Source organism: Roseomonas sp. E05 (assembly GCF_030063475.1).
GTDB lineage: Bacteria > Pseudomonadota > Alphaproteobacteria > Acetobacterales > Acetobacteraceae > Pseudoroseomonas.
Genome location: NZ_JASIRT010000003.1, coordinates 101,515 through 122,728, shown reverse-complemented (window position 1 = coordinate 122,728; position 21,214 = coordinate 101,515). Strand labels below are relative to the sequence as shown.

Here is a 21,214-nt window from a genome sequence, read left to right as displayed (position 1 = left end):
CCGCGCGGCCAAACTGACAGAAGGAAGAAGAGGGGGTCCGGGGGAGAATTCATTCTCCCCCGGGGGTCAACCCGGGCTGCCGTTCTTGCCTTCCGGCGCCAGGCGCAGCGGCACGAAGCGCTGGCCCTGGCCGTTCTCGATCAGCAGCAGCGCCGTCGGGCGGTTCTGCCGGCGCAGCCGGGCGAGCTGCTCCTGCACCTCCTGGGGGGTGGTAACGCGGTTCTGCTGCACCTCGACGATCAGGTCGCCGGCACTGAGGCCACGCTCGGCCGCGCTGCTGCCCGGCTCGACCTCGGTGACGACGACGCCCCGCGCATCCTCCTTCAGGCTGAACCGGTCCCGCGTCTCGGGCGAGAGCGGCGCCACCTTCATGCCGAGGCCGGAAAGGTCCATCGCCGCACCCGGGCGGGGCTGCTGCGGCGCCGCCTGGGCGGCGGCCTGCTGCTGCTCGGCCGGCAGCTCGGCGACGGTGACCTGCACCGTCTCCTGCTTGCCATTGCGCCAGACCGTCACCGGCACCGTGCTGCCCACCTTCGTCTCGGCGACGATGCGGGGCAGGCTGCGCATCTCCTGCACCTCGTGGCCGTTGAAGCTCAGGATCACGTCGCCGTTCTGGATGCCGGCCTGGGCGGCGGGGCCGCCCTCCTGCGCCCGCGCCACCAGGGCACCGCGCGCCTGGCCCTGCAGGCCGAGGCTCTCGGCGATCTCGTCCGTCACCTGCTGGATGTTCACGCCCAGCCAGCCGCGCCGCACCCGGCCGTCATCGCGCAGCTGCGCGACGATGTTCTTGGCCAGATTGGAAGGAATGGCGAAGCCGATGCCGATCGAGCCGCCGGAAGGCGAGACGATGGCGGTGTTGATGCCGATCACCTCGCCCTTGGTGTTAAACAGCGGCCCGCCCGAGTTGCCGCGGTTGATGGCGGCGTCGGTCTGGATGAAGTCGTCATAGGGGCCGGCATTGATGTTGCGCCCGCGCGCCGAGACGATGCCCGAGGTGACGCTGCCGCCGAAGCCCAGCGGATTGCCGATGGCCAGCACCCAGTCGCCCACCTCGGCGCTGTCGGAGTCGCCGAAGGCGACCACGGGCAGCGGCTTGTCGGTCTTCACCCGCAGCACGGCGAGGTCGGTGCGCTGGTCCACGCCGACCAGCTCGGCCTTGAGCGTGGAGTTGTCGTGCAGCACGACGTTGATCTCGTCGGCACCGTCGATGACGTGGTTGTTGGTGACGATGATGCCGGAGGCGTCGATGATGAAGCCGGAGCCCTGGCTCTGCTGGCGGCGCGGCGGCTGGCCGGGGCGGCTGCCGGGCGGGCGCATGCGCTCCATGAAGTCGCGGAACAGCTCCTCGAAGGGGCTGCCGGGCGGGAACTGCGGCATCTCCGGCGCATCCGGGCGGCTGCCGCTCGTCTGCAGGGTCTGGCTGGTCTGGATGTTGACCACCGAGGGCAGCAGGTGGCGCGCCAGCGGCGCGAAGCTGTCCGGCAGCCGTTCCGTCAGCGCCTGCGGCACCTGCGCCGGCTGGGCCAGGGTGGGCAGCGACAGGGCGAGCGGCGCCGCGGCGACCGTGGCACTCAGGATCAGGGTGGCGACACGCATCGGCAAACCTCGCTTGGGAGACGATCCGGGCCGCAGCCCGACAGACGTGAAGATGGGGCAGCCCGGGCGGAAGCGGAAGGGCGCCGCGCCCCGGCCGGGCGGAAAAGCGGCCTCAGCCGCGCACCAGCAGCGTGGCCAGCGCCACACCGGCCACCGCCATGGCCAGCCCGGCCAGGCGGAGCCGCTCCGGCGACAGGCCGGTGATGCCGGCGAGGGCACGCTGCATGGCTGCCGGAAAGGCCGCGTAGAGCAGCCCTTCCAGCGCCAGCACAACCGCCCCGCCGGCGACGAGTTGCAGGACGGTCAATCTGCGCTCACGGGGCCGGGGCCGGCGCGGCGCCCTGCGGCTGCGGCTGCGGCTGCGGCTGCGGCTGCGGCTGCGGCTGCGGCTGCGGGGCAGACGCGCTCGCCGTGCTCTCCGCCCCCAGGCCGGATCCCTCCGGCCGGCTCTGCCGGAAGTAGCGGAAGAACTCCGAATCCGGCGTCAGCACCAGCCGGGTGTCGCCCTCCGACAGTGCATCCCGGTAGGCCTGCATGGAGCGGTAGAAACTCCAGAAGGGAGCATCGCGCTGGGCCACCTCCGCCATCAGCCGGATCGCCTCCTCGTCGCCCTGGCCGCGCAGCGTGTCGGCCTGGGCCTGGCTCTCGGCCAGCAGCACGGTGCGTTCGCGGTCGGCCTGGGCACGGACGCGCGCCGCCACCTCCGCGCCCTCCGCCCGCGCCTCGCGCGCCACGCGCTCGCGCTCGGACTGCATGCGGTTCAGGATCGCCTGGGTGTTCTCGTCCGGCAGGTCGGTGCGGCGGATGCGCACGTCCTCGATGGCGACGCCGAAGCTGCGCGCCTCCGCGTTCACCTGCTGCTGGATCTGGTTCATGATCCGCGCGCGCTCGTTGGAGAGCACGGCCATCAGTGTCTCGCTGCCCAGCACCCGGCGCATCGAGGAGGCCACGATGGAGGAAAGGCGCGCACGGATGCCGCTCTCCTGCGTGCCGGCCGTCTGGAAGTAGAGCAGCGGGTCGGTGATGCGGAAGCGGGTGAAGGTGTCCACGATCAGCCGGCGCTGGTCGCCGAGGATGACCTCCTCGCCCGGCGTGTCATAGTCCAGCAGGCGGCTGTCGAAGCTGCTCACCGTCTGGATGAAGGGGATCTTCACGTGCAGGCCGGGCTCCTTGATCACCCGGATCGGCTGGCCGAGCTGCGTCACCAGCACCTGCTCGGTCTCGCGCACGGTGAACAGCGCCGAAAGGGCCGTCACCAGCACCAGGATGGCGACACCCGCCAGCAGCAGCATGCGGTTCATCGGCTGCCTCCCTGCGCGGCCTGCGGTGGCGCCGGCGTGCGCTCCAGCGCCGCGGGCGGCACGGGCGGGCGCTGCTGCTGCTGCTGTCCGGTCGCGCCGGCGGGGCGGCTCGCGCCGTCCAGCGGCAGGTAAGGCACGATGCCCTGCAGGCGGTCATCCACCAGCAGTTTCGGGTTGCGGCGCAGGATCTCCTCCATCGTCTCCATGTAGAGGCGGCGGACCGTCACGTCCTTCGCGTTCTGGTAGGCCGAGAGGATGCTCAGGAAGCGCGCCGCCTCACCACGGGCACGCGCGACCTGGCTTTCCTTGTAGCCCTCCGCCTCCTGGATCAGCCGCTGCCCTTCGCCGCGGGCGCGCGGGATGATGTCGTTGCGGTAGGTCTCGGCCTCGTTGCGCAGCCGCTCGCGGTCCGCATTGGCGCGCTGCACGTCGCGGAAGGTGTCGATCACCTCGGCCGGCGGGTCGACCTTCAGCAGCTGCACCTGGGTGATCTCGACGCCCGACTTGTACTGGTCGAGGATGAACTGCACGCCGGTGAGGACGCGCTGCTCGATCTCGGCGCGCGCCTCGGTCAGCGCCGGCTGGATCGGCGTCTGGCCCACCACCTCGCGCATCACGCTTTCGGCCGCGGACTTCACCGTTTCGTCGGGGTTGCGGGTGTTGAACAGGTACTCGCCGGCATCCCGGATGCGCCAGAACACCGCGAAGTCGATGTCGATGATGTTCTCGTCGCCGGTCAGCATCAGGCTTTCCTCGACCACGTCCCGCGCCGGCACGGGGCGGGTCAGCGGCACGTCGGCAGGCGCGCGGAAGCCGATGTCGATGCGGTTGATGCGCGTCACCCGCGGCGTGGTGACGGTCTCGACGGGCCAGGGAATGTGGTAGTTCAGACCCGGCGATGTGGTGCGGTCGAAGGCGCCGAAGCGCATCACCACGCCCTGCTCGTCCGGCTGCACGCGGTAGATGCCGCTGGCCGCCCAGAGGCCCAGCACCACGACGGCGCCGAGGCCGATCCACTTGCCCATGCCGCCGCCGCCACCCGGCAGGAAGCGGCGCAGCGCTTCCTGCGCCTGGCGGATCGCCTCGTCGAGGTCAGGGCCGCCGCCCGGGCCGCGCCCGCCGCCGCCGCCCTGAGGCGGTTGCCCCCAGGGTCCGCCGGGGCGCGGATTGCCCCACGGGCTGCCTCCCGGGCCGGATCCGCCTTGATTGTTCCAGGGCATAGGCTGGCTGGTCTCCCCTCTTTCACTCGTTCCCGGCCGCGGACGCTTGCGCGAAGGCGGTGCATGCGCGACAGGGTCGAACCATATGTCGCCCTGTCCGGGCCGGACGCAATGCGCGACACATTACGACGCATCGCGCTCCGACGGGGGCTTGGCCGATATTGTCCGTGAGCGAGGGGTTTTCAAGCGATGTCGGAGACACTGACCGAGGCGGTGCGCACCGCGTTGCGCGCGGTGCGCGATCCGCAGACGGGGCAGGACGTGGTGACCGCCGGCATGCTGCAGGGACTCTCCGCGCGGGACGGGCTGGTGCAGTTCGCGCTGGCCGTGCCGCGCGAGCAGGCCCGCGCCCTGGAGCCGCTGCGCGCAGCGGCGGAGCGCGCGGCGGCGGCGGTGCCCGGCGTGCTTTCCGCCACCTGCGTGCTGACGGCGCATCGCGATGTGCAGGCGCCGCCGGCGCAGGGGCACGCCCACGGACATGCCCACCGCCCCGCCGCCGCGCCGGGCATGCCGCCCGCCGGCGGGCCGCCGCCCGGTGCCGCGCGCGCCACCCGCCCCGCCCCGGGGCAGGGGCCGATGCTGCTGCCGGATGTGGGCGCCATCATCGCCATCGCCTCCGGCAAGGGCGGGGTCGGCAAATCCACCACGGCGGTGAACCTGGCGGTGGCGCTGGCCGCCGAGGGGCTGCAGGTCGGGCTGCTGGATGCCGACATCTACGGCCCCTCCCTGCCCCAGATGCTCGGCACGCGGGAGAAGCCGCGCGCCACCGGCGGGCGCATCATCCCGCTCTCCCGCTGGGGGCTGAAGGCGATGTCGATCGGCTTCCTGGTCGAGGAGGAGACGCCGATGATCTGGCGCGGGCCGATGGTGATGGGCGCGCTGGAGCAGATGCTGGGCCAGGTGGAATGGGGCGCGCTGGACGTGATGGTGGTGGACATGCCGCCCGGCACCGGCGACGCGCAGCTCACCATGAGCCAGCGCGTGCCGCTGGCCGGTGCCGTCATCGTCTCCACGCCGCAGGACGTGGCGCTGATCGACGCCCGGCGCGGGGTCAGGATGTTCGAGAAGGTGAACGTCCCCGTGCTCGGGCTGATCGAGAACATGTCCTATTACTGCTGTCCGAACTGCGGCCACACGGCCAATATCTTCGGCCATGGCGGCGCCCGCGCCGAGGCCGAGCGGATGGGCGTGGAGTTCCTCGGCGAGCTGCCGCTGAAGCTGGAGATCCGCGAACTGGCCGATGCCGGCACGCCGATCGTGATGGCGAAGCCGGAAAGCGAGGAAGCCGGGCGCTACCGCGGCATGGCCCGGCGGCTGCGCGAGAAGCTGGCCGCACGGCCGGCAGCGCCGAAGATCGTGGTCGAGTAAGACAAAAAAAGGCCGGGGGAATGAATTCCCCCGGACCCCCTTCTTTTTTCTGCGGGCATTCAGCGCAGGCGCAGGGCTTCGTCCTCCTGCTGCCGCTTCCGGCCATAGCGGTAGCCGACATACAGGGCCCCGACCACCAGCAGCGCCAGCGGCACATCATGCAGCACGAAGGCGATCACACCCCAGACCAGTGCCAGAACCAGCCAGACCAGCCAGAGGCCGAAGGACAGCGAGGCGATGACCAGCATCGCCGGGAAGCCCAGGAGCAGCAACGCAGCAAGCAGCAGCCAGACCATTGAAATTCCCCTTCCCGGCCGCTCAACCCTGGCGCGCGCGGCCCTTGCGCGGTGCCGGCCCGGCCACCGGCCGCGGCGCGGTGGCGCGGCCAAGGGCAAAGCCCCCGGTGCCGGTCAGCAGCAGCAGGGCACCGAGGTCGCCCAGCATCGCATGCGCCAGCGGCACGCCGATCAGCAGCACCGCCACACAGATGATGACGGCAAGCCACCGGCGCCAGGGGAAATCCTTCAGCCAGCGCCGCAGGCCGCCGCTCGCCCCGGCGCGCCCGGCTGCGGGCTTCCGCCGGGCCGGCGCGGACCCGCCGGCACCGCGGGCGGAGCGCGGAGGGGCGGCCATGGCGGCGGAGCTCAGGCCGGGCGGCCGAGCTGGTCCATCAGCTCCCGCCATTCGCGCTTGGAAAGGCCACTCGCGGGCTGCGCCACCGCCTCGCCGGCCAGCAGGCGCTTCACCACGTCCAGCATCTGCGCCGAGAGCGTCACGGCACCCAGACGGTAATCGCGGAAGGCCTCGGCCACCGCCGGCACCCAGGCTTCCAGGGAAGCCATCATCACCTCGGCATAGGCGCGGATCTCGTACTGCGCGTGGGCGTCGGCGCGCAGGCTGAGGAAGTGCAGCAGGTTGTGCAGGTCGGTCTTCCAGTACCACTGCGTATAGGCGTTCAGCGTCAGGTTCATCCGCGCCAGCTCACGCGCGAGGCCCTGGCGGGAAGGGTCGAGGACCTTGCCCTCCTCGTCCGCGTTCAGCATCTCCTGGTAGTGGTCGTAGTTGCGGAGGGAGTCCTCGCGCAGCAACTGCAGCACATGCGCGGCCTCGGCGCCCTGCAGCACCTCGCCCCGCCCCTGCCGGTTGCTGGCCGACTGCGCCGCGAGATGCTCCGGAGCAGGCAGGTAGAACTCGCGGTCCATGATCGAATAGCGCGCGGAATATTCGTTCACGTTCGCCGTGCGGTGACGGATCCACTGCCGCGCCACGAAGATCGGCAGCTTCACGTGGTACTTGATCTCGCACATCTCGAAGGGGGTCGAGTGCCGGTGCCGCATTAGGTAGCGGATCAGCCCCCGGTCCTCCATCACCGCCTTGGTGCCGCGCCCGTAGGAGACGCGGGCGGCCTGCACCACGGCGGCGTCGTCGCCCATGTAGTCCACCACCCGGACGAAGCCGTGATCGAGCACCGGAACCGGCTCGAACAGCATGGCCTCCAGCGCCGGCACGGTCGGGCGCCGGGTTTCCGCCCGCGCCGCCTTCGCCTCCGCGAGCTCCTGAAGCTGCGCTGCGGTGAGTGCCATGCCGAAAAGTCCCCCCGGGATTCGTCGCAGTCCAGGGCGGCCAGCGCCGCCGCCGAGGGGGCGGTGTAGCCGGGGGGGACGGCCGCCGGCAACCGGGACCTTGGCCGGTCTGCGGGGCCGCCGGGCGGGGCGCAGAAAGTTTCGCGCCCCCCTCGCAATCGGCCGGGGGGAGGATTATATCGGCCTTGCTCGCCTTCGGGCGGCTATGGCGATAAACGGCGTGTGGAATAAGCGTTGCGGACCCGGGGGCAGTGCCCGGCGTCTCCACCACTTCCGGCGCAGGCGTCCCGACCGGTTCGGGGCCTGTTGCCAGCATGGGGACGAAACAGGCTCGACGCGCGCGGTAAAGACCCGTCTTTTGCCCGGCATTGTACCGCCGTTATCGGGCTATATCACAAGTGCCAACGATAACAGCCGCGAGGCTGTGGCGCTCGCTGCCTAAATAGGTAAGCGCGGTCCGGGGGGAACCGGGCAACAGAATCCCCCCACTTCGTTTTCCGGCTGCGCCTACTTTCCGCTGGTTGCCGGCACCGCTATGGGTCTTCCATTGTTCTGGCTGCCGCTGGGGTGGAGTGCATGACCGAAGACAACAAACAGGCGGAGAGCCTGCTCCCCTACGATCGCTGGACTGAGGAAGCGATGCGCGAGGTGGCGCTGAAGGCTCTGGAACATGTCGGCGTCCATGGTCTGCCGGGCGAACATCATTTCTATCTCACCTTCCGCACCGATCATCCCGGCGTGGCGATGCCGAACCACCTGAAGGCACGTTACCCCGAGGAAATGACCATCGTCCTTCAGCACCAGTTCTGGGATCTGAAGGTGGATCGCGACGCGGGCTTCGTCACCGCCGGGCTGTCCTTCGGCGGCATGCCGGCCACCCTGACCATTCCCATCAGTGCCCTGACCGCCTTCTGGGACCCTCATGTCCGGGTCGGGCTGCGCTTCCCCTCCGCCGAGGCGGCTGCCAAGCCGGCCGAGGAGGCCCTGCCGGCCGAGGACGCGGCGCCGGCGCCGATGGCCGAACAGGGCGAGGACGGCGAGCCCAAGCCGGCAGCCGAGGAAGGCCCCGCCCAGGTGGTCAGCCTGGACGCCTTCCGCCGCCGCCCCACGCGCGACTGAACCGCGGTCCTGCCATTCCCCGGCCTGGCCCCGCGCCCGGTTGGTTTGCCGCGGCGGCTGCGCTACCACTGCCCCGCCCGACGCCGCCGCCCAGGCGACGCCTGCCCTGCCCGTCATGCCGGAGCGTTCGATGTCCCCTGACGACAACATCCCCCCCGCCGCCCCCCTCGCCGACACCCCGGTCAACGAGACCGACGCCGGGATGCCGGTCTCGCAGCGGCCGGAGAACTTCCGCTACAGCCCGATGCTGCCGCTCGGCGCGGACAAGACGCCCTATCGCCGCCTGCCCATCGAGGGCGTGAGGGCGATCGAGGTGGAGGGCCGCACCGTGCTGAAGGTGCCGCCGCGCGCGCTGGAGGAGCTGGCCTTCGCCGCCTGCAGGGAGGTCTCCCACTTCCTGCGCCCCGGCCACCTGCAGCAGCTTGCGAACATCCTGAAGGACCCGGAGGCCAGCGCCAACGACCGCTTCGTGGCGCTCGACCTGCTGAAGAACGCCTCGATCGCCGCCGGCGGCGTGCTGCCGATGTGCCAGGACACCGGCACCGCCATCGTCTTCGGCAAGAAGGGCCAGCGCGTCTGGGTCGAGGGGGATGAGGAGGAGGCGCTCTCCTACGGCGTCCACCGCACCTATACCGAGACCAACCTGCGCTACTCGCAGATGGCGCCGCTCTCGACCTTCGAGGAGGTCAACACCGGCAACAACCTGCCGGTACAGTTCGACATCTATGCCGCGCCCGGCGACCACCACGCGGACGAGTTCCACCTGATGTTCGTGCTGAAGGGCGGCGGCTCGGCCAACAAGACCTTCCTCTATCAGCAGACGCGCGCCGTCCTGAACAAGGACAAGCTGCTGAAGTTCCTGGAGGAGAAGATCAAGACGCTGGGCACCAGCGCCTGCCCGCCCTACCACCTGGCCATCGTCATCGGCGGCACCTCGGCCGAGACCACGCTCAAGACGGTGAAGCTCGCCTCCACCCGCTATCTCGACGAACTGCCGACCGAGGGCGACAAGTCGGGCCACGGCCTGCGCGACCCCGAGCTGGAGCGCGAGATCCACAAGCTGACGCAGAACCTGGGCATCGGCGCGCAGTTCGGCGGCAAGTATTTCTGCCATGACGTGCGGGTGATCCGCCTGCCCCGCCACGGCGCCTCGCTGCCGATCGGCATCGGCGTCTCCTGCTCGGCCGACCGGCAGATCAAGGCCAAGATCACCAGGGACGGCGTCTTCATCGAGGCGCTGGAGCACGATCCGGCCCGCTTCCTGCCCGAGACGACCGACGAGATCCTGGGCGGCGAGGTGGTGAAGATCGACCTCAACCGCCCGATGGACGCGATCCGCGCCGAGCTGTCGAAGCACCCGGTGAAGACCCGCGTCTCGCTGACCGGCACCATCGTGGTGGCGCGCGACATCGCCCATGCCAAGCTGCAGGAGCGGCTGGACCGCGGCGAGGGCCTGCCGCAGTACATCAAGGACCACCCGGTCTATTACGCCGGCCCGGCCAAGACGCCGGAAGGCCTGCCGACCGGCTCCTTCGGCCCCACCACCGCCGGGCGCATGGACAGCTACGTGGCCGGCTTCCAGGCCGCCGGCGGCTCGCTGGTCATGCTGGCCAAGGGCAACCGCTCCAAGGCGGTGCGGGACGCCTGCAGGACCTATGGCGGCTTCTATCTGGGCTCGGTCGGCGGTCCCGCCGCCCGGCTGGCGCAGGACTGCATCAAGAAGGTCGAGGTGCTGGAATACCCCGAACTCGGCATGGAGGCGGTCTGGAAGGTCGAGGTCGAGGACTTCCCGGCCTTCATCGTCGTGGACGACAAGGGCAACGACTTCTACGACGGCCTGGAGTGAATCGCGGCGCGACTCGGTGCTGGCCGGGTCGCGCCCTTTCCAGGAGGGCAGCCATGCCGGCGCTGAGGTCCAACTGCACAGGTGGCGCCCGCCGCCGCGCCGGCGGAGCGGCGGCATGACCCGCCGCCTGATCTCCTCCGGCAGCCCTTTCGAGGAGCAGATCGGCTATTCCCGCGCCGTGGTGGCGGGCGACACCGTCCATGTCTCCGGCACCACCGGCTACGACTATGCCCGCATGACCATCGCCGAAGGGGTGGTGGAGCAGTGCGAGCAGGCCTTCCGCAACATCGCCGCCGCCCTGGCCGAAGCAGGCGCCAGCATGGAGGATGTGGTGCGCGTCACCTTCATCGTGCCGCAGCGGGAGGATTGGGAGCCCTGCTGGCCGGTGACGCGCAAGTGGCTCGGCCAGGCACGCCCGGCGGCCACGCTGCTGCATGCCGGGCTGCAGGCCGAGGCGATGCGGATCGAAATCGAGGTCACGGCGCGCATCGGCGCCAGGGAGAGGTAAGGCATGCGCTTCGCGGTAGACCGGCTCGACCACCTGGTGATCACCTGCCGGGACGTGGAGGTCAGTGCCTCCTGGTACCAGCGGGTGCTGGGCATGGAGCGGGAGGCCTTCGGCGAGCAGCGGCGCAACGCGCTGCGCTTCGGCGGCCAGAAGATCAACCTGCGCCCGCAGACGGCGACGCAGGAGGAATGGTTCACCGGCGCCGCCGCCGCGCCCGGCACGCAGGACCTCTGCTTCGTTGTCGCGGTCACCGCCGAGGATGTCATCGCCCACCTGCACGAATGCGGCGTGACCGTCGAGAAGGGACCGGTGCCGAAGGCCGGGGCGCTCGGCCCGATCACTTCGGTCTATTGCCGCGACCCCGATGAAAACCTCATCGAAATCGCCACTTATGGTGCGGCCGCCTGAGCAGCGGCCATCATCATACCCTGGCTTCGCCATAATCTCGCGCCGATCGGTGGTATGATGGCAGGATCAAGCCCGGAGGGCGCTATGATGAAACCGATCCGTTCGCTGTTCCTCGCCAGTGCGGCCGGCGCCGCGCTGATGCTGGCCAGCCCCGCCGCCCAGGCCGGGGGCTGGCGCCACCATGGCGGTGGCGGCGGCGCCGTTGCCGCCGGCGTCATCGGGGGCCTCGCCGTCGGGGCGCTGCTCGGCAGCGCGGCGGCCCAGGCCGCGCCGCCACCGGTGGCCTACTATGCGCCGCCCCCACCCCCGCCGCCGCCCGTGGCCTATTATTACGCGCCGCCGCCGGTGGCCTATTACGCGCCTCCGCCGGTCGTCTACTACGAGCCGGCGCCGCGCTACCGGCACTGGTGAGAGCCCTGGCCTGCCTTCCGGGCAGGCCAGGGCTGCGCACGCAACCTATTCCCGGGCCATCCGGCTTCTTACCTGAGCAATACCACAGGCAGGAGGTCCGGATATGCCCGAAACCCGCACTGAAACCGACAGCCTCGGCACGATCGAGATCGAGGGCGGCCGCTACTGGGGCCCGCAGACCGAGCGCGCCCGGCGTCTCTTCCGCATCGGCTCGGAGCATTTCCCGCGCGGCCTGATCCGCGCCGTCGGGCTGCAGAAGCAGGCGGCCGCCGAGGCCAACAAGCAGCTCGGCGAGTTGCCGGCCGAATTGGCGGACCCCATCATCGCCGCCGCCGCCGAGATCGCCGAGGGCAAGCGGGATGCCGACTTCCCGCTGCCCGTCTGGCAGACCGGCTCCGGCACCCAGACCAACATGAACGCCAACGAGGTCATCTCGAACCGCGCCAACGAGATGCTCGGCTCCCCGCTCGGCAGCCGCAAGCCGGTGCACCCGAACGACCACGTCAACCGCGGCCAGTCCTCCAACGACAGTTTCCCCACCATGATGCACATCGCCGCCGCCGAGGCGGTGGTGCAGCGGCTGCTGCCGGCGCTGGGTGTGCTGCGGGAATCGCTGGAGCGCCGGGCGAAGGAATGGGGCGATATCGTCAAGGTCGGCCGCACCCACCTGATGGACGCGGTGCCGGTGACGCTCGGGCAGGAGTTCGCCGCCTGGGCCGCCCAGGTAGCGCATGGTCAGGACCGGCTGCGCGGCACCCTGCCCCGCCTGCTACTGCTGCCGCAGGGCGGCACGGCGGTTGGCACCGGGCTGAACCGCCACAAGGATTTCGACGCGGCCTTCTGCGCGCGCATCCGGGCGCTGACCGGACTCGAGTTCCAGCCCAACCCCAACAAGTTCGAGGGCATGGGGGCCGAGGACGCCTTCGTCGAACTCTCCGGTGTGCTGAACACGCTGGCTGTTTCGCTCAACAAGATCGCAAACGACATTCGCCTGCTCGGCAGCGGCCCGCGTAGCGGGTTCTCGGAATTGTTCATTCCCGCCGACGGGCTTTCCTCCTCCATCATGCCCGGCAAGACCAACCCCACGCAGTCGGAGGCGATGACGATGGTGGCGGCGCAGGTCATGGGGAACCACACCACGATCACCGTTGCCGGCGCCCAGGGGCACCTGGAGCTGAACGTCTTCAAGCCGGTGATCATCAACGCCGCGCTGCAGTCGGTGACGCTGCTCGCCGATGTGGCGGAGAGCTTCGCCCACAACATGGTGGACAAGCTGGAGCCGAACCGGGCGCGCATCGCCGAGAACCTGGCCAAGTCGCTGATGCTGGTGACGGTGCTGAACCCGCGCATCGGCTACGACAAGGCGGTGCAGATCGGCAAGAAGGCGCTGGCCGAGAACCTGACGCTGCGCGAGGCCGCCGACCAGCTCGGCTATGTGAAGCCCGAGGACTTCGACGCCTGGGTGAAGCCGGAGGAGATGGTGAGCCCCGGTGCAACATTGGCAGGCGCGGGATGACCGGCCGGCACCTGCTGAAGCGCTCCTTCACCCTGGCCGGGCACCGCACCAGCGTGGCCCTGGAGACGGAGTTCTGGACGGCGCTGGAGGGGTTGGCCGCGACGCGGGGAATAACGCTTTCCGCACTGGTCCAGCAGGTGGACGCCGCCCGCACCGAGCCGGACCTGCCGCTCGCCAGCGCGCTGCGGGTGCATGCGCTGGTGGCCAGCCGGCAAGAAAGGTCGGGGGAATGAATTCCCCCGAACCCCCTTCTTTTTCTTGTCTGTTCAGGCGTGCCTGTTGGCGGCGGGGCGCTTGAACTCGAAGAAAGAAGAAGGGGGATTGGGGGAATTCATTCCCCCGATCTTTTCCTACTGAGCCGCGCTCACGCGCCAGACATGGCCGCCGACATCGTCGGCCACCAGCAGCCCTCCGCGCCCGTCCAGCGCGACGCCGACAGGCCGCCCCTGCGCGTTGCCCTCGCCGTCGAGGAAGCCGGTCAGCACGTCCACCGGCGGGCCACCCGGCATCCCGTCCTGGAAGGGCACGTAGATCACCTTGTAGCCGCTGGCCGGGCGGCGGTTCCATGAGCCGTGCTGGCCGATGAAGGCGCCCTGCGCATAGGGTGGCGGCATCGCGCCCTCGCCGGTGCCGGACCAGGCCAGGCCGAGCGAGGCGGTGTGCGGGCCGAGGGCATAGTCCGGCACGATGGCGCGCGACACCAGTTCCGGGCGCTGCGGCTCGATGCGCGGATCGCGGTGCTGGCCGTAGTAGCTGTAGGGCCAGCCGTAGAAGCCGCCATCCCGCAGGCTGGTCATGTAGTCCGGCACCAGGTCGCTGCCGAGCATGTCGCGCTCGTTCACCGCCGCCCAAAGCGCGCCGGTCTGCGGCACCCACATCATGCCGTTGGGATTGCGCAGGCCGGTGGCGAAGAGCCGCTTGGCCCCGGTGGCGCGGTCGATCTCCCAGATCGCCGCGCGCCCCTCCTCGGCCTCCATGCCGTTCTCGGCGGCGTTGCTGTTGGAGCCGACGGTGGCATAGAGCCGCGCCCCGTCGGGGCTGGCGATCAGGCTCTTGGTCCAGTGATGGTTGATCGGCCCCGCCGGCAGGTCGGTGACCTTCGTGCCGGGGGCGGTGATCCGCGTCTCGCCGGGCTGGTAGGGGAAGCGCAGCACCGCGTCGGTGTCGGCGACGTAGAAGTCGTTGCCCACCAGCGCCATGCCGAAGGGTGAGTTCAGCCCCTCCAGGAAGACGCTGCGCTGGTCGGCCACGCCGTCGCCGTCACTGTCGCGCAGCAGGGTGATGCGGTTGGCGCTGGGCGTGTTCGAGCCGGCGCGGCGCATCAGCAGGCCCATGATCCAGCCCTTGATGCCCTGGCTGTCCTCGGGCTTGGGCGGGGCGTCGCTCTCCGCCGCCAGCACGTCCCCGTTCGGCAGCACATGCAGCCAGCGCGGATGCTGCAGGCCGCCGGCGAAGTCCTGCACCCGCAACCCCTGCGCGGCGACGGGGCCCGCGCCCTCCGGCCAGCCCTGGGCGGGGGCGACGTTGACGGTCGGGAACCAACTCTGGCGCGGCGGCGGCAACTGCGGGTCCGGCCCGGTGCCGGCGGCCACCGGCAGGCGGGCCTCCTCGCCACAGGCCCCCAGGCCGAGCAGCGCCAGGAGGAGCAGAGGTCGGGCAAGGCGCATCGGCGGGGCCTCCTGCAAGGGCGTGGCCCCTGGCTAACGCGGCAGTCGCGCTAGCGTTCCGCCCGCCAGCGCAACCAGTCGGCGATCTCGGGGACGAGCCGGGGCTTGGTGGCCGAGCCGGTCATCCGCAGGCCGAGCTCGGGCGCCTCACCGTCGCGCAGGCTGAGCCGCAGATCCATGCCGCCGCGCGCCAGGTCGAACTCGCCCGCCAGCCTGGCCTCGGGCGCCTCGGAAAGGACAAGCCGCCCTTCCTCCAGCACCGCATGGCCGGCCTGCAGGCGCAGGCGGGCGTGCAGCGCCTCGAAGGCGGTGGCGCCGCCGAGCAGCGCCTGCCGCAGGCTGCTCTCCGCCTCGCCCAGAGGCGCCTGCTCGGAGACCGCCAGGGCGGCGCGCAGGTCGGTGCCGTCCAGCACGCCGTTGCGCACCGTGACCTGCGCCTGGCCGCCCAGCGTGGCCAGCAGGGCCGCCGGGCTGTGGCCGCTGGCGCGCAGATTCGCCTCGGCCTCCACCTGCCCGCTCTTCACGTCCACGGGCAGGCCCAGCAGCGGCTCCGCGAGGGTGGCGCCGGTCAGGCGGCCCTGGGCCTCGACCACCGGCGGCGTGGCACCGGCCTCCAGCCGCAGCCCGGCGCTCAGCTGCCCGCCGGCGAGCAGCGCCTTCAGGTTCTCCACCTGCAGCACGCCCTCCTTCAGCCGCAGCGCCGCCGCCGCATTCGCCAGGGGCGGCAGGCCGAAGGGCTCGATCCGCTGCGCCGTGACCGTCAGCTCCGCGTCGAACGCGCCGAGCGGCGCCAGGGGGAAGGGATCGCGCGCATTCCAGTCGAAAGGCGGCAAGGGCAGCCGCTCGGCGGCGATCCGGCCGGACAGGCGGGGCCGTGCGCCATCGAGGGCGAGGTCGAGCTGGCCGCCCATCCGCAGCCCGGCGGCCACGAGGTCGAAGCTCTCCGCATGCACGGCCTGCGGGCTGGCCGTCAGGGTGCCGACCAGCGAGAAGGAGCCCTCGCCCAGCCAGGGCGGCGCCGCGAGGCCGGCCGCCTCGCCCAGCAGGCGTGGCGCGCCGGGGTGGCGCAGGGTGAGCCCCCCGGCATAGCGCCGCCCCGGCAGGTCCAGTGTGCCGCTGGCCTCGGCGCGCAGGTCCCCAAGCTCCAGGCTGCCGCGCAGGACCAGCGCCCCCGGCGGGCCATTGCCCGAGAGGCGCAGCGCCAGCGCTCCGGCGCCAAGCGGCACCTGGTCCGGCCAATCCCCCGGCAGCAGCGCCAGGAGCGGCGCGGCGCCGGGCGCATTGACCTCCAGCGCCAGATCGGAGAGTTGCAGCGTCGGGCCGAGCTGCGCCACGCCGGAAAGCGCCACGTCGCTCCCGGCCACCTGCCCGGAGAGGCGGCGCGCCGTGAGGCGGCCGTTCTCCAGCGAGGCATCGGCGGAGAGGCCCTGGATGGTCAGGTCGTGCCACTGCGCCCGCTCGGCGGAGAGGCGGAGATTGGCATCCACGCCGGCCAGCCAGCCCTGCACGGCCGGCCATTCCAGCCCCGGCCGCAGCCAGCCATCCAGCGGCAGCCGCTCGAAGGTCAGGCCGACGCCCAGGGCCGGGCGCGCCCCGAAGCGGAGCACGCCGGCGCCGGAGACGCGGCTGCCATCCAGCGTGGCGGTGAATTCGGGGACCGCCGCCTGCGTCTCGTCGAGCACCAGCTTGAAGCGCCCATCGCCCTCGCGCAGCCGGTCCGGCTCCGTTCCCTCCAGCGGCAGCCCAAGTGCCAGCAGGGTGCTGCGCAGCATTGCGCCGTGGAAGCGCACCGTCGCCTCCAGCCGTTCGCCGCTTCCCGTGGTCACACCCTGCCCTGTTCCCGCCGGGCGGCTGGTGGTGGCGCCGGAGAGTTCGATCTCGGTCTCGCCCGGCAGGACGGCGCCGACATCGGTGAGGGTCAGCCGGTCGCCGGCCAGGAAGGCGGCGCCCCGCAGGCGGCGCAGGGTCAGGCCGCGGAAGCCCGCCGCGTCAGCCGAGAGATCCAGCCCGAAGGGCAGCGGCAGCGGCCCGGCGCGGCGCAGCGCGGCAATCCAGGGATCGAGCTCCACCCGGCCGGTGGCCAGCGCCAGGTCGAGCCGCGGCGCCGGGGCGACGCGCAGCGTCGCGGCGCCGCGGGCCGGGATGCCGGCGATGTCGAGCACGAGGTCGTCGGCCGTGAGCAGCTCGGCGGTGACGCTGAGGCGGCCACGCAGGCGGAAGCTGCCAGGCGGCGTCGGCAGCAGGGCGGAAAGGTCGCTGCCGCCGCCCTGCAGGCTGCCCTCGAAGCCACCCTCGGGAAGCAGCACGCCGCTGGCCGAGACCGAGGCCTTGCCTCCGGAGAGGGTGAGGGTGAGCGGCGCCGCGCCGTCCCAGCCGGGCCGGCCGAGGGTGGTCTCGAAATTCACGTCGGTCTGCCGCCAGCGGAAGCGGCCGCTGATCTGCAGGGCGTCGGTGGCGGCGCCGGCCGCCAGGGTGGCATCGACCCGCTCCAGCACCAGCTGCCCGATCATCACGCGGGAGTCCTGGATGCGGCCCTGCAGCGCGGTCAGCCAGGGTGGCGGGCGGAAGGACTGGCCGGGCACCGGCGGCCAGGGCAGGCGGATCTCGGCGCCGACCAGCGTCACCTCGCGCGGCTCCAGCCGCAGCCGCAGCAGCGCCAGCCAGTCCAGCCGCAGCCGCAGCGCGCGCGCCTCCACCGAAAGCCCGGAATCCGGCCCGCCGATGGTGACGCCCCCCGCCTCCAGCATCGGCTGCGGCAGCAGCACCAGCTTGACCGGGCCGGTCAGCGTCACCGGCTGGCCGAGGCGCCCGGCGGCCAGGATGGCCAGCCGGTCGCGATGCTCGTTCCAGTCGGTCAGGCGCGGCACGAACCACAGCGCCGCCGCCAGCACGACCGGCAGCAGCACCAGGCCGGTGAGCGCCAGACGGCGCCCCAGGGAGCGGGTGGCGCGCGGTGGCATCAGCCGGCCGCGCGGCCCCAGCCGCCGCCGCCGGGGGTTTCGAGGCTGAGCACCTCGCCCGTCGCCAGTTCGGCGCGGTCGCGGCCGCCAAGCGGCTGCAGGCTGCCATCCAGCCGCTCCACCCATTGCCGCCCCGGCGCGCCATCGGCGCCACCGTGCAGCCCGTTCGGCGGGACGGTGCGGCGGGAGGCGACGATGATCGCCGTCATCGGCCGCAGGAAGCGGATGCGGCGCCGCGCGCCATCCCCGCCCTGCCATTCCCCGGCCCCGCCGGAGCCGCGCCGGATGGAGAACTCCTCCAGCCGCACGGGGTAGCGCAGCTCCAGGATCTCCGGGTCGGTCATGCGGGTATTGGTCATGTGGGTCTGCACGGCGGAGGCGCCGTCGAAGCCCGGCCCCGCGCCCATGCCGCCGCAGACCGTCTCGTAGTACTGGTAGCGGTCGTCGCCGAAGAGCAGGTTGTTCATCGTCGCCTGGGCGCCGGCGCAGGCATCGAGCGCCGCCAGCAGCGCGTTGGCGGTGGCCTGGGAGACCTCCGTATTGCCCGCCACCACGGCCGCGCCCCCTCCCGGCCCACCGGAGCGGGGCGAGAGGAAGGAGCCCTCCGGCACGATGATGTCGAGCGGCACCAGGCAACCATCGTTCAGCGGGATGTCCTCGCCCACCAGGCAGCGGAAGCAGTAGAGCACCACGGCGCGCGTCACCGCCTCGGGGGCGTTGAAGTTGCCGGGACGCTGCGGTGCGGTGCCGGTGAAGTCGATGGTGGCGCGGCGCGCGGCACGGTCCACCCGGACGGCGACCTGCAGCGGGGCGCCGTCATCCATCGTGTAGGCGAAGGCGCCGTCCTGCAGGCGGTCGAGCACGGCGCGCACCGCCGCCTCGGCATTCTCCATCACGTGGCGCATGTAGGCGCGCACGGTGGGCAGGCCGAACTGCGCCACGGCGCGGCGCAGCTCCTGCACGCCGGTCTCGTTGGCGGCCACCTGCGCCTTGATGTCGGCGATGTTCACCTCCGGGCTGCGCGCCGGGTATTTCGCGCCGGTCAGCAGGGCACGGAACTCGGCCTCGCGGAACCGCCCGCCATCCACCAGCAGGAAATCGTCGATCACCACGCCCTCTTCCTCCAGCGTGGCGGAATCCGGCGGAGTGGAGCCGGGCGTCAGGCCGCCGACATCGGCATGGTGCCCACGGCTGCCGACGAAGAACAGGATTTCCTTCCCGGCCTCGTCGAACACCGGCGTGATGACGGTGATGTCCGGCAGGTGGGTGCCGCCGTTGTAGGGGTTGTTCAGCGCCACCACGTCGCCGGGCTTCAGCGTCGCGCCGCGGCTGGCGATGACGGTGCGGACGCTCTGCCCCATGGCGCCGAGATGCACGGGGACATGCGGCGCATTGGCCACGAGGCGGCCCTCGGCGTCGAAGATGGCGCAGGAGAAGTCCAGCCGCTCCTTGATGTTGACGCTCAGCGAGGTGTTCTGCAGCACCGTGCCGGTCTGCTCGGCGATGCTCATGAACAGGCTGTTGAACAGCTCCAGCAGCACGGGGTCCGGCCGCTCCGCCGCGCCCCCGGCCACCTGTGCGGCGGCGCGCGGCGCGGTGCGGCGCAGGATCATGTGGTTGAGCGGGGTCACCTCGGCGGTCCAGCCGGGCTCGACCACGGTGGTGGCAGTGCTCTCGCGGACCAGCGCCGGGCCGGAAATGCGGTCGCCGGCGCGCAGCGCCTCACGGTCATGGACCGGCGCGACCTGCTCGGCGCCCCCGGTGAAGAGCGGCACGGTGGCCAGCGGGGCGAGCGCCTCGCCGGCGGCGCGCGGCGGCAGCCTCGGCTCGTCCACCGCCTCGCCGGGAGCGATGCACTCGACCACGCAGGCCTCCACCAGCACCGGGCGCTCCGGCGTGGCGAAGCCGAAACGGCGGCGATGCGCCTCGGTGAAGGCGGCCAGCACCGCCTCATAGGCGCCGAAGGGCACGGGCAGGAAGGTGTCGGTGCCGGCATAGCGCAGGTGCAGGCGCGGCTCGGCGCGTAGCCGGGCGGGCTCGGCGCCCTGCTGCTCCAGCGCGGCGCGGCCCTCGATCTCCAGGGCCGCCACGCGGGCGGCGAGGTCCGCCATGCCGTCCGCCGAGAGGGGCGCCTCGACAGCGGTCTCGCGGATCACGCTCTGGTCGGCCAGACCCATGCCGTAGGCCGAGAGCACGCCGGCGAAGGGATGGATGAAGACCGTGTCCATGCCCAGCGCGTCCGCCACCAGGCAGGCATGCTGGCCGCCGGCGCCGCCGAAGCATTGCAGGGCGTGGCGCGCCGGGTCGTGCCCCTTCTGGATGGAGACCTGCTTGATCGCCTGCGCCATGTTGGCCACCGCGATGCGCAGGAACCCTTCGGCCACGGCGCGCGGGTCCTGCTCCGGCTGGCCGGTGGCGGCGGCGATCTCCCGCGCCAGGGCGGCGAATCTCCGCCGCACCACCTCGGCATCGAGCGGCTGGTCGGCGTTCGGGCCGAAGATCGGCGGGAAATGGGCGGGCTGGATCTTGCCGACCATGACATTGGCGTCGGTCACGGTCAGCGGGCCGCCGCGCCGGTAGCAGGCGGGGCCGGGCACCGCGCCGGCGCTCTCCGGGCCGACGCGGAAGCGGGCGCCGTCGAAGGCCAGGATGGAGCCGCCGCCGGCCGCCACGGTGTTGATGGCCATCATCGGGGCACGCATCCGCACGCCCGCCACCGCCGTCTCGAAGGCACGCTCGAACTGACCGGAGTAGAGGGCGACGTCGGTGCTGGTGCCGCCCATGTCGAAGCCGATGATGCGGTCGAACCCGGCCATTCCGGCGGTGCGGGCAGCGCCGACGATGCCGCCGGCAGGACCGGAAAGGATGGCGTCCTTGCCCTGGAACCGCTGCGCCAGAGTCAGTCCGCCGGAGGATTGCATAAAATAGAGTGATACACCCGGTAGTTGTGACGCCACCTGTTCCACATAGCGGCGCAGGATGGGGGAGAGGTAGGCATCCACCACCGTCGTGTCGCCGCGCGGGACGATGCGCGGCAGCGGCGAGGCCTCGTGGCTCAGGCTGACCTGGGTGAAGCCGATCTCGCGGGCCAGGGCGCCGAGCCGCTGCTCGTGCTCCGGCGCCACCCAGGCGTGCATCAGCACGACCGCCACCGCCCGGATACCGGCCGCGAAGCCTTCCTCCAGCGCGGCGCGGGCGCCGGCCATGTCCAGCGGCTCGATCTCCGACCCATCGGCGGCGATGCGGCCGCCGATCTCGGCCACCCGCTCATGCAGCAGCTCGGGCAGGCGGATGTCGAGGTCGAAGAGGCGCGGCCGGGCCTGGTTGCCGATGCGCAGGGCGTCGGCGAAGCCGCGGTTGACCAGCAGCAGCACCCGCTCGCCCTTGCGCTCCAGCAGGGCGTTGGTGGCGACCGTGGTGCCCATCTTGACCGCGGCGATAGTGCCGGGGGGAATCGGCGCCTCCGCGTCGAGCCCAAGACAGGCGCGGATGCCCGCCACCGCGGCATCCCGGTAGCGGCCGGGATTTTCCGAGAGCAGCTTCCGCGTGGAGAGCCGTCCGTTGGGGTCACGCGCCACGATGTCGGTGAAGGTGCCGCCGCGATCGATCCAGAACTGCCAGCCCGCTGCGCTCATCGCCCTCTCCCCGGTATCCGGCCTCTCGTGTGGCGCCCGTCCGCGCAGGGCGCAAGAGTGCAGACGCCACCGAACG

At 71.8% G+C, this 21,214-nt stretch carries 18 protein-coding genes and 1 other RNA gene; 9 read left to right on the top strand and 10 right to left on the bottom strand.

Annotated elements, in window-relative coordinates; genetic code table 11:
- Nucleotides 1-66: 66 nt before the first annotated feature.
- The 4 genes from QMO56_RS04855 to hflK all read right to left on the bottom strand — a co-directional run bounded on the left by QMO56_RS04855 (nt 67) and on the right by hflK (nt 4,117).
- Entirely contained in the window at nt 67-1,596 is a 1,530-nt protein-coding gene (locus QMO56_RS04855; protein WP_283523907.1) for a DegQ family serine endoprotease, read from the bottom strand.
- 112 nt (nt 1,597-1,708) lie between these two features.
- Nucleotides 1,709-1,903, bottom strand: a complete 195-nt coding sequence (locus tag QMO56_RS04850; protein ID WP_283523906.1) for a DUF2065 domain-containing protein — start codon at nt 1,901-1,903, stop codon at nt 1,709-1,711.
- A 7-nt stretch (nt 1,904-1,910) separates the two neighbouring features.
- The gene (gene hflC, locus QMO56_RS04845; protein ID WP_283523905.1) at nt 1,911-2,897 is read right to left on the bottom strand and encodes a protease modulator HflC; all 987 of its coding nucleotides are present in this window, start codon (nt 2,895-2,897) and stop codon (nt 1,911-1,913) included.
- Complete coding sequence (gene hflK / locus QMO56_RS04840) at nt 2,894-4,117, bottom strand: FtsH protease activity modulator HflK (protein WP_283523904.1); 1,224 nt, start codon at nt 4,115-4,117, stop codon at nt 2,894-2,896. The genes hflC and hflK overlap by 4 nt, the downstream gene beginning before the upstream one ends.
- A gap of 189 nt (nt 4,118-4,306) precedes the next feature.
- Here hflK and QMO56_RS04835 point away from each other — a divergent pair, with 189 nt between their 5' ends.
- Nucleotides 4,307-5,485, top strand: coding sequence for an Mrp/NBP35 family ATP-binding protein (locus QMO56_RS04835; RefSeq protein ID WP_283523903.1), 1,179 nt, complete (start codon nt 4,307-4,309; stop codon nt 5,483-5,485).
- Nucleotides 5,486-5,544: 59 nt separating this feature from the next.
- On the opposite strand, the gene QMO56_RS04830 is transcribed toward QMO56_RS04835, so the two are convergent.
- Genes QMO56_RS04830 through thyX form a run of 3 tightly spaced genes read right to left on the bottom strand, consistent with a single transcriptional unit; the run spans nt 5,545 to nt 7,068 of the window.
- Nucleotides 5,545-5,781: a hypothetical protein gene (locus QMO56_RS04830; protein WP_283523902.1), complete on the bottom strand. Its 237-nt coding sequence runs from the start codon at nt 5,779-5,781 to the stop codon at nt 5,545-5,547.
- A 22-nt stretch (nt 5,782-5,803) separates the two neighbouring features.
- Nucleotides 5,804-6,118 (bottom strand): hypothetical protein, encoded by a 315-nt coding sequence (locus tag QMO56_RS04825; RefSeq protein WP_283523901.1) that lies wholly within the window; start codon nt 6,116-6,118, stop codon nt 5,804-5,806.
- Between the two features lie 11 nt (nt 6,119-6,129).
- Complete coding sequence (thyX, locus tag QMO56_RS04820) at nt 6,130-7,068, bottom strand: FAD-dependent thymidylate synthase (RefSeq protein WP_283523900.1); 939 nt, start codon at nt 7,066-7,068, stop codon at nt 6,130-6,132.
- A 148-nt stretch (nt 7,069-7,216) separates the two neighbouring features.
- On the opposite strand from thyX, the gene ssrA reads away from it, so the two are divergent.
- The 8 genes from ssrA to QMO56_RS04780 all read left to right on the top strand — a co-directional run bounded on the left by ssrA (nt 7,217) and on the right by QMO56_RS04780 (nt 13,109).
- Nucleotides 7,217-7,558: a transfer-messenger RNA gene (gene ssrA, locus QMO56_RS04815) on the top strand.
- An 86-nt stretch (nt 7,559-7,644) separates the two neighbouring features.
- Nucleotides 7,645-8,187, top strand: coding sequence for an SspB family protein (locus QMO56_RS04810; protein ID WP_283523899.1), 543 nt, complete (start codon nt 7,645-7,647; stop codon nt 8,185-8,187).
- Between the two features lie 202 nt (nt 8,188-8,389).
- Nucleotides 8,390-10,033, top strand: coding sequence for a fumarate hydratase (locus QMO56_RS04805; protein ID WP_283524106.1), 1,644 nt, complete (start codon nt 8,390-8,392; stop codon nt 10,031-10,033).
- Nucleotides 10,034-10,148: 115 nt separating this feature from the next.
- Nucleotides 10,149-10,541 (top strand): RidA family protein, encoded by a 393-nt coding sequence (locus QMO56_RS04800; protein ID WP_283523898.1) that lies wholly within the window; start codon nt 10,149-10,151, stop codon nt 10,539-10,541.
- A gap of 3 nt (nt 10,542-10,544) precedes the next feature.
- Nucleotides 10,545-10,949, top strand: coding sequence for a VOC family protein (locus QMO56_RS04795; protein ID WP_283523897.1), 405 nt, complete (start codon nt 10,545-10,547; stop codon nt 10,947-10,949).
- An 84-nt stretch (nt 10,950-11,033) separates the two neighbouring features.
- The gene (locus QMO56_RS04790) at nt 11,034-11,360 is read left to right on the top strand and encodes a hypothetical protein (RefSeq protein ID WP_408906505.1); all 327 of its coding nucleotides are present in this window, start codon (nt 11,034-11,036) and stop codon (nt 11,358-11,360) included.
- A 103-nt stretch (nt 11,361-11,463) separates the two neighbouring features.
- Nucleotides 11,464-12,876, top strand: coding sequence for a lyase family protein (locus QMO56_RS04785; protein WP_283523896.1), 1,413 nt, complete (start codon nt 11,464-11,466; stop codon nt 12,874-12,876).
- Nucleotides 12,873-13,109 (top strand): ribbon-helix-helix domain-containing protein, encoded by a 237-nt coding sequence (locus QMO56_RS04780; protein WP_283523895.1) that lies wholly within the window; start codon nt 12,873-12,875, stop codon nt 13,107-13,109. The genes QMO56_RS04785 and QMO56_RS04780 overlap by 4 nt, the downstream gene beginning before the upstream one ends.
- Before the next feature lie 117 nt (nt 13,110-13,226).
- Here QMO56_RS04780 and QMO56_RS04775 read toward each other — a convergent pair whose 3' ends face one another.
- Genes QMO56_RS04775 through QMO56_RS04765 form a run of 3 tightly spaced genes read right to left on the bottom strand, consistent with a single transcriptional unit; the run spans nt 13,227 to nt 21,138 of the window.
- The gene (locus QMO56_RS04775; RefSeq protein WP_283523894.1) at nt 13,227-14,543 is read right to left on the bottom strand and encodes a sorbosone dehydrogenase family protein; all 1,317 of its coding nucleotides are present in this window, start codon (nt 14,541-14,543) and stop codon (nt 13,227-13,229) included.
- Nucleotides 14,544-14,593: 50 nt separating this feature from the next.
- Nucleotides 14,594-17,503, bottom strand: coding sequence for an AsmA family protein (locus QMO56_RS04770; RefSeq protein WP_283523893.1), 2,910 nt, complete (start codon nt 17,501-17,503; stop codon nt 14,594-14,596).
- Nucleotides 17,503-21,138: a hydantoinase B/oxoprolinase family protein gene (locus QMO56_RS04765; RefSeq protein ID WP_283523892.1), complete on the bottom strand. Its 3,636-nt coding sequence runs from the start codon at nt 21,136-21,138 to the stop codon at nt 17,503-17,505. Before QMO56_RS04765 ends, QMO56_RS04770 begins: the two co-directional genes overlap by 1 nt.
- Nucleotides 21,139-21,214 lie beyond the last annotated feature (76 nt).

Coding starts and splice junctions, on each gene's coding strand:
- QMO56_RS04855 (WP_283523907.1), bottom strand. CDS start 1,596: ATGCGTGTCGCCACCCTGATCCTGAGTGCCACGGTCGCCGCGGCGCCG.
- hflC (WP_283523905.1), bottom strand. CDS start 2,897: ATGAACCGCATGCTGCTGCTGGCGGGTGTCGCCATCCTGGTGCTGGTG.
- hflK (WP_283523904.1), bottom strand. CDS start 4,117: ATGCCCTGGAACAATCAAGGCGGATCCGGCCCGGGAGGCAGCCCGTGG.
- QMO56_RS04835 (WP_283523903.1), top strand. CDS start 4,307: ATGTCGGAGACACTGACCGAGGCGGTGCGCACCGCGTTGCGCGCGGTG.
- QMO56_RS04830 (WP_283523902.1), bottom strand. CDS start 5,781: ATGGTCTGGCTGCTGCTTGCTGCGTTGCTGCTCCTGGGCTTCCCGGCG.
- QMO56_RS04825 (WP_283523901.1), bottom strand. CDS start 6,118: ATGGCCGCCCCTCCGCGCTCCGCCCGCGGTGCCGGCGGGTCCGCGCCG.
- thyX (WP_283523900.1), bottom strand. CDS start 7,068: ATGGCACTCACCGCAGCGCAGCTTCAGGAGCTCGCGGAGGCGAAGGCG.
- QMO56_RS04810 (WP_283523899.1), top strand. CDS start 7,645: ATGACCGAAGACAACAAACAGGCGGAGAGCCTGCTCCCCTACGATCGC.
- QMO56_RS04805 (WP_283524106.1), top strand. CDS start 8,390: ATGCCGGTCTCGCAGCGGCCGGAGAACTTCCGCTACAGCCCGATGCTG.
- QMO56_RS04800 (WP_283523898.1), top strand. CDS start 10,149: ATGACCCGCCGCCTGATCTCCTCCGGCAGCCCTTTCGAGGAGCAGATC.
- QMO56_RS04795 (WP_283523897.1), top strand. CDS start 10,545: ATGCGCTTCGCGGTAGACCGGCTCGACCACCTGGTGATCACCTGCCGG.
- QMO56_RS04790 (WP_408906505.1), top strand. CDS start 11,034: ATGATGAAACCGATCCGTTCGCTGTTCCTCGCCAGTGCGGCCGGCGCC.
- QMO56_RS04785 (WP_283523896.1), top strand. CDS start 11,464: ATGCCCGAAACCCGCACTGAAACCGACAGCCTCGGCACGATCGAGATC.
- QMO56_RS04780 (WP_283523895.1), top strand. CDS start 12,873: ATGACCGGCCGGCACCTGCTGAAGCGCTCCTTCACCCTGGCCGGGCAC.
- QMO56_RS04775 (WP_283523894.1), bottom strand. CDS start 14,543: ATGCGCCTTGCCCGACCTCTGCTCCTCCTGGCGCTGCTCGGCCTGGGG.
- QMO56_RS04770 (WP_283523893.1), bottom strand. CDS start 17,503: ATGCCACCGCGCGCCACCCGCTCCCTGGGGCGCCGTCTGGCGCTCACC.
- QMO56_RS04765 (WP_283523892.1), bottom strand. CDS start 21,138: ATGAGCGCAGCGGGCTGGCAGTTCTGGATCGATCGCGGCGGCACCTTC.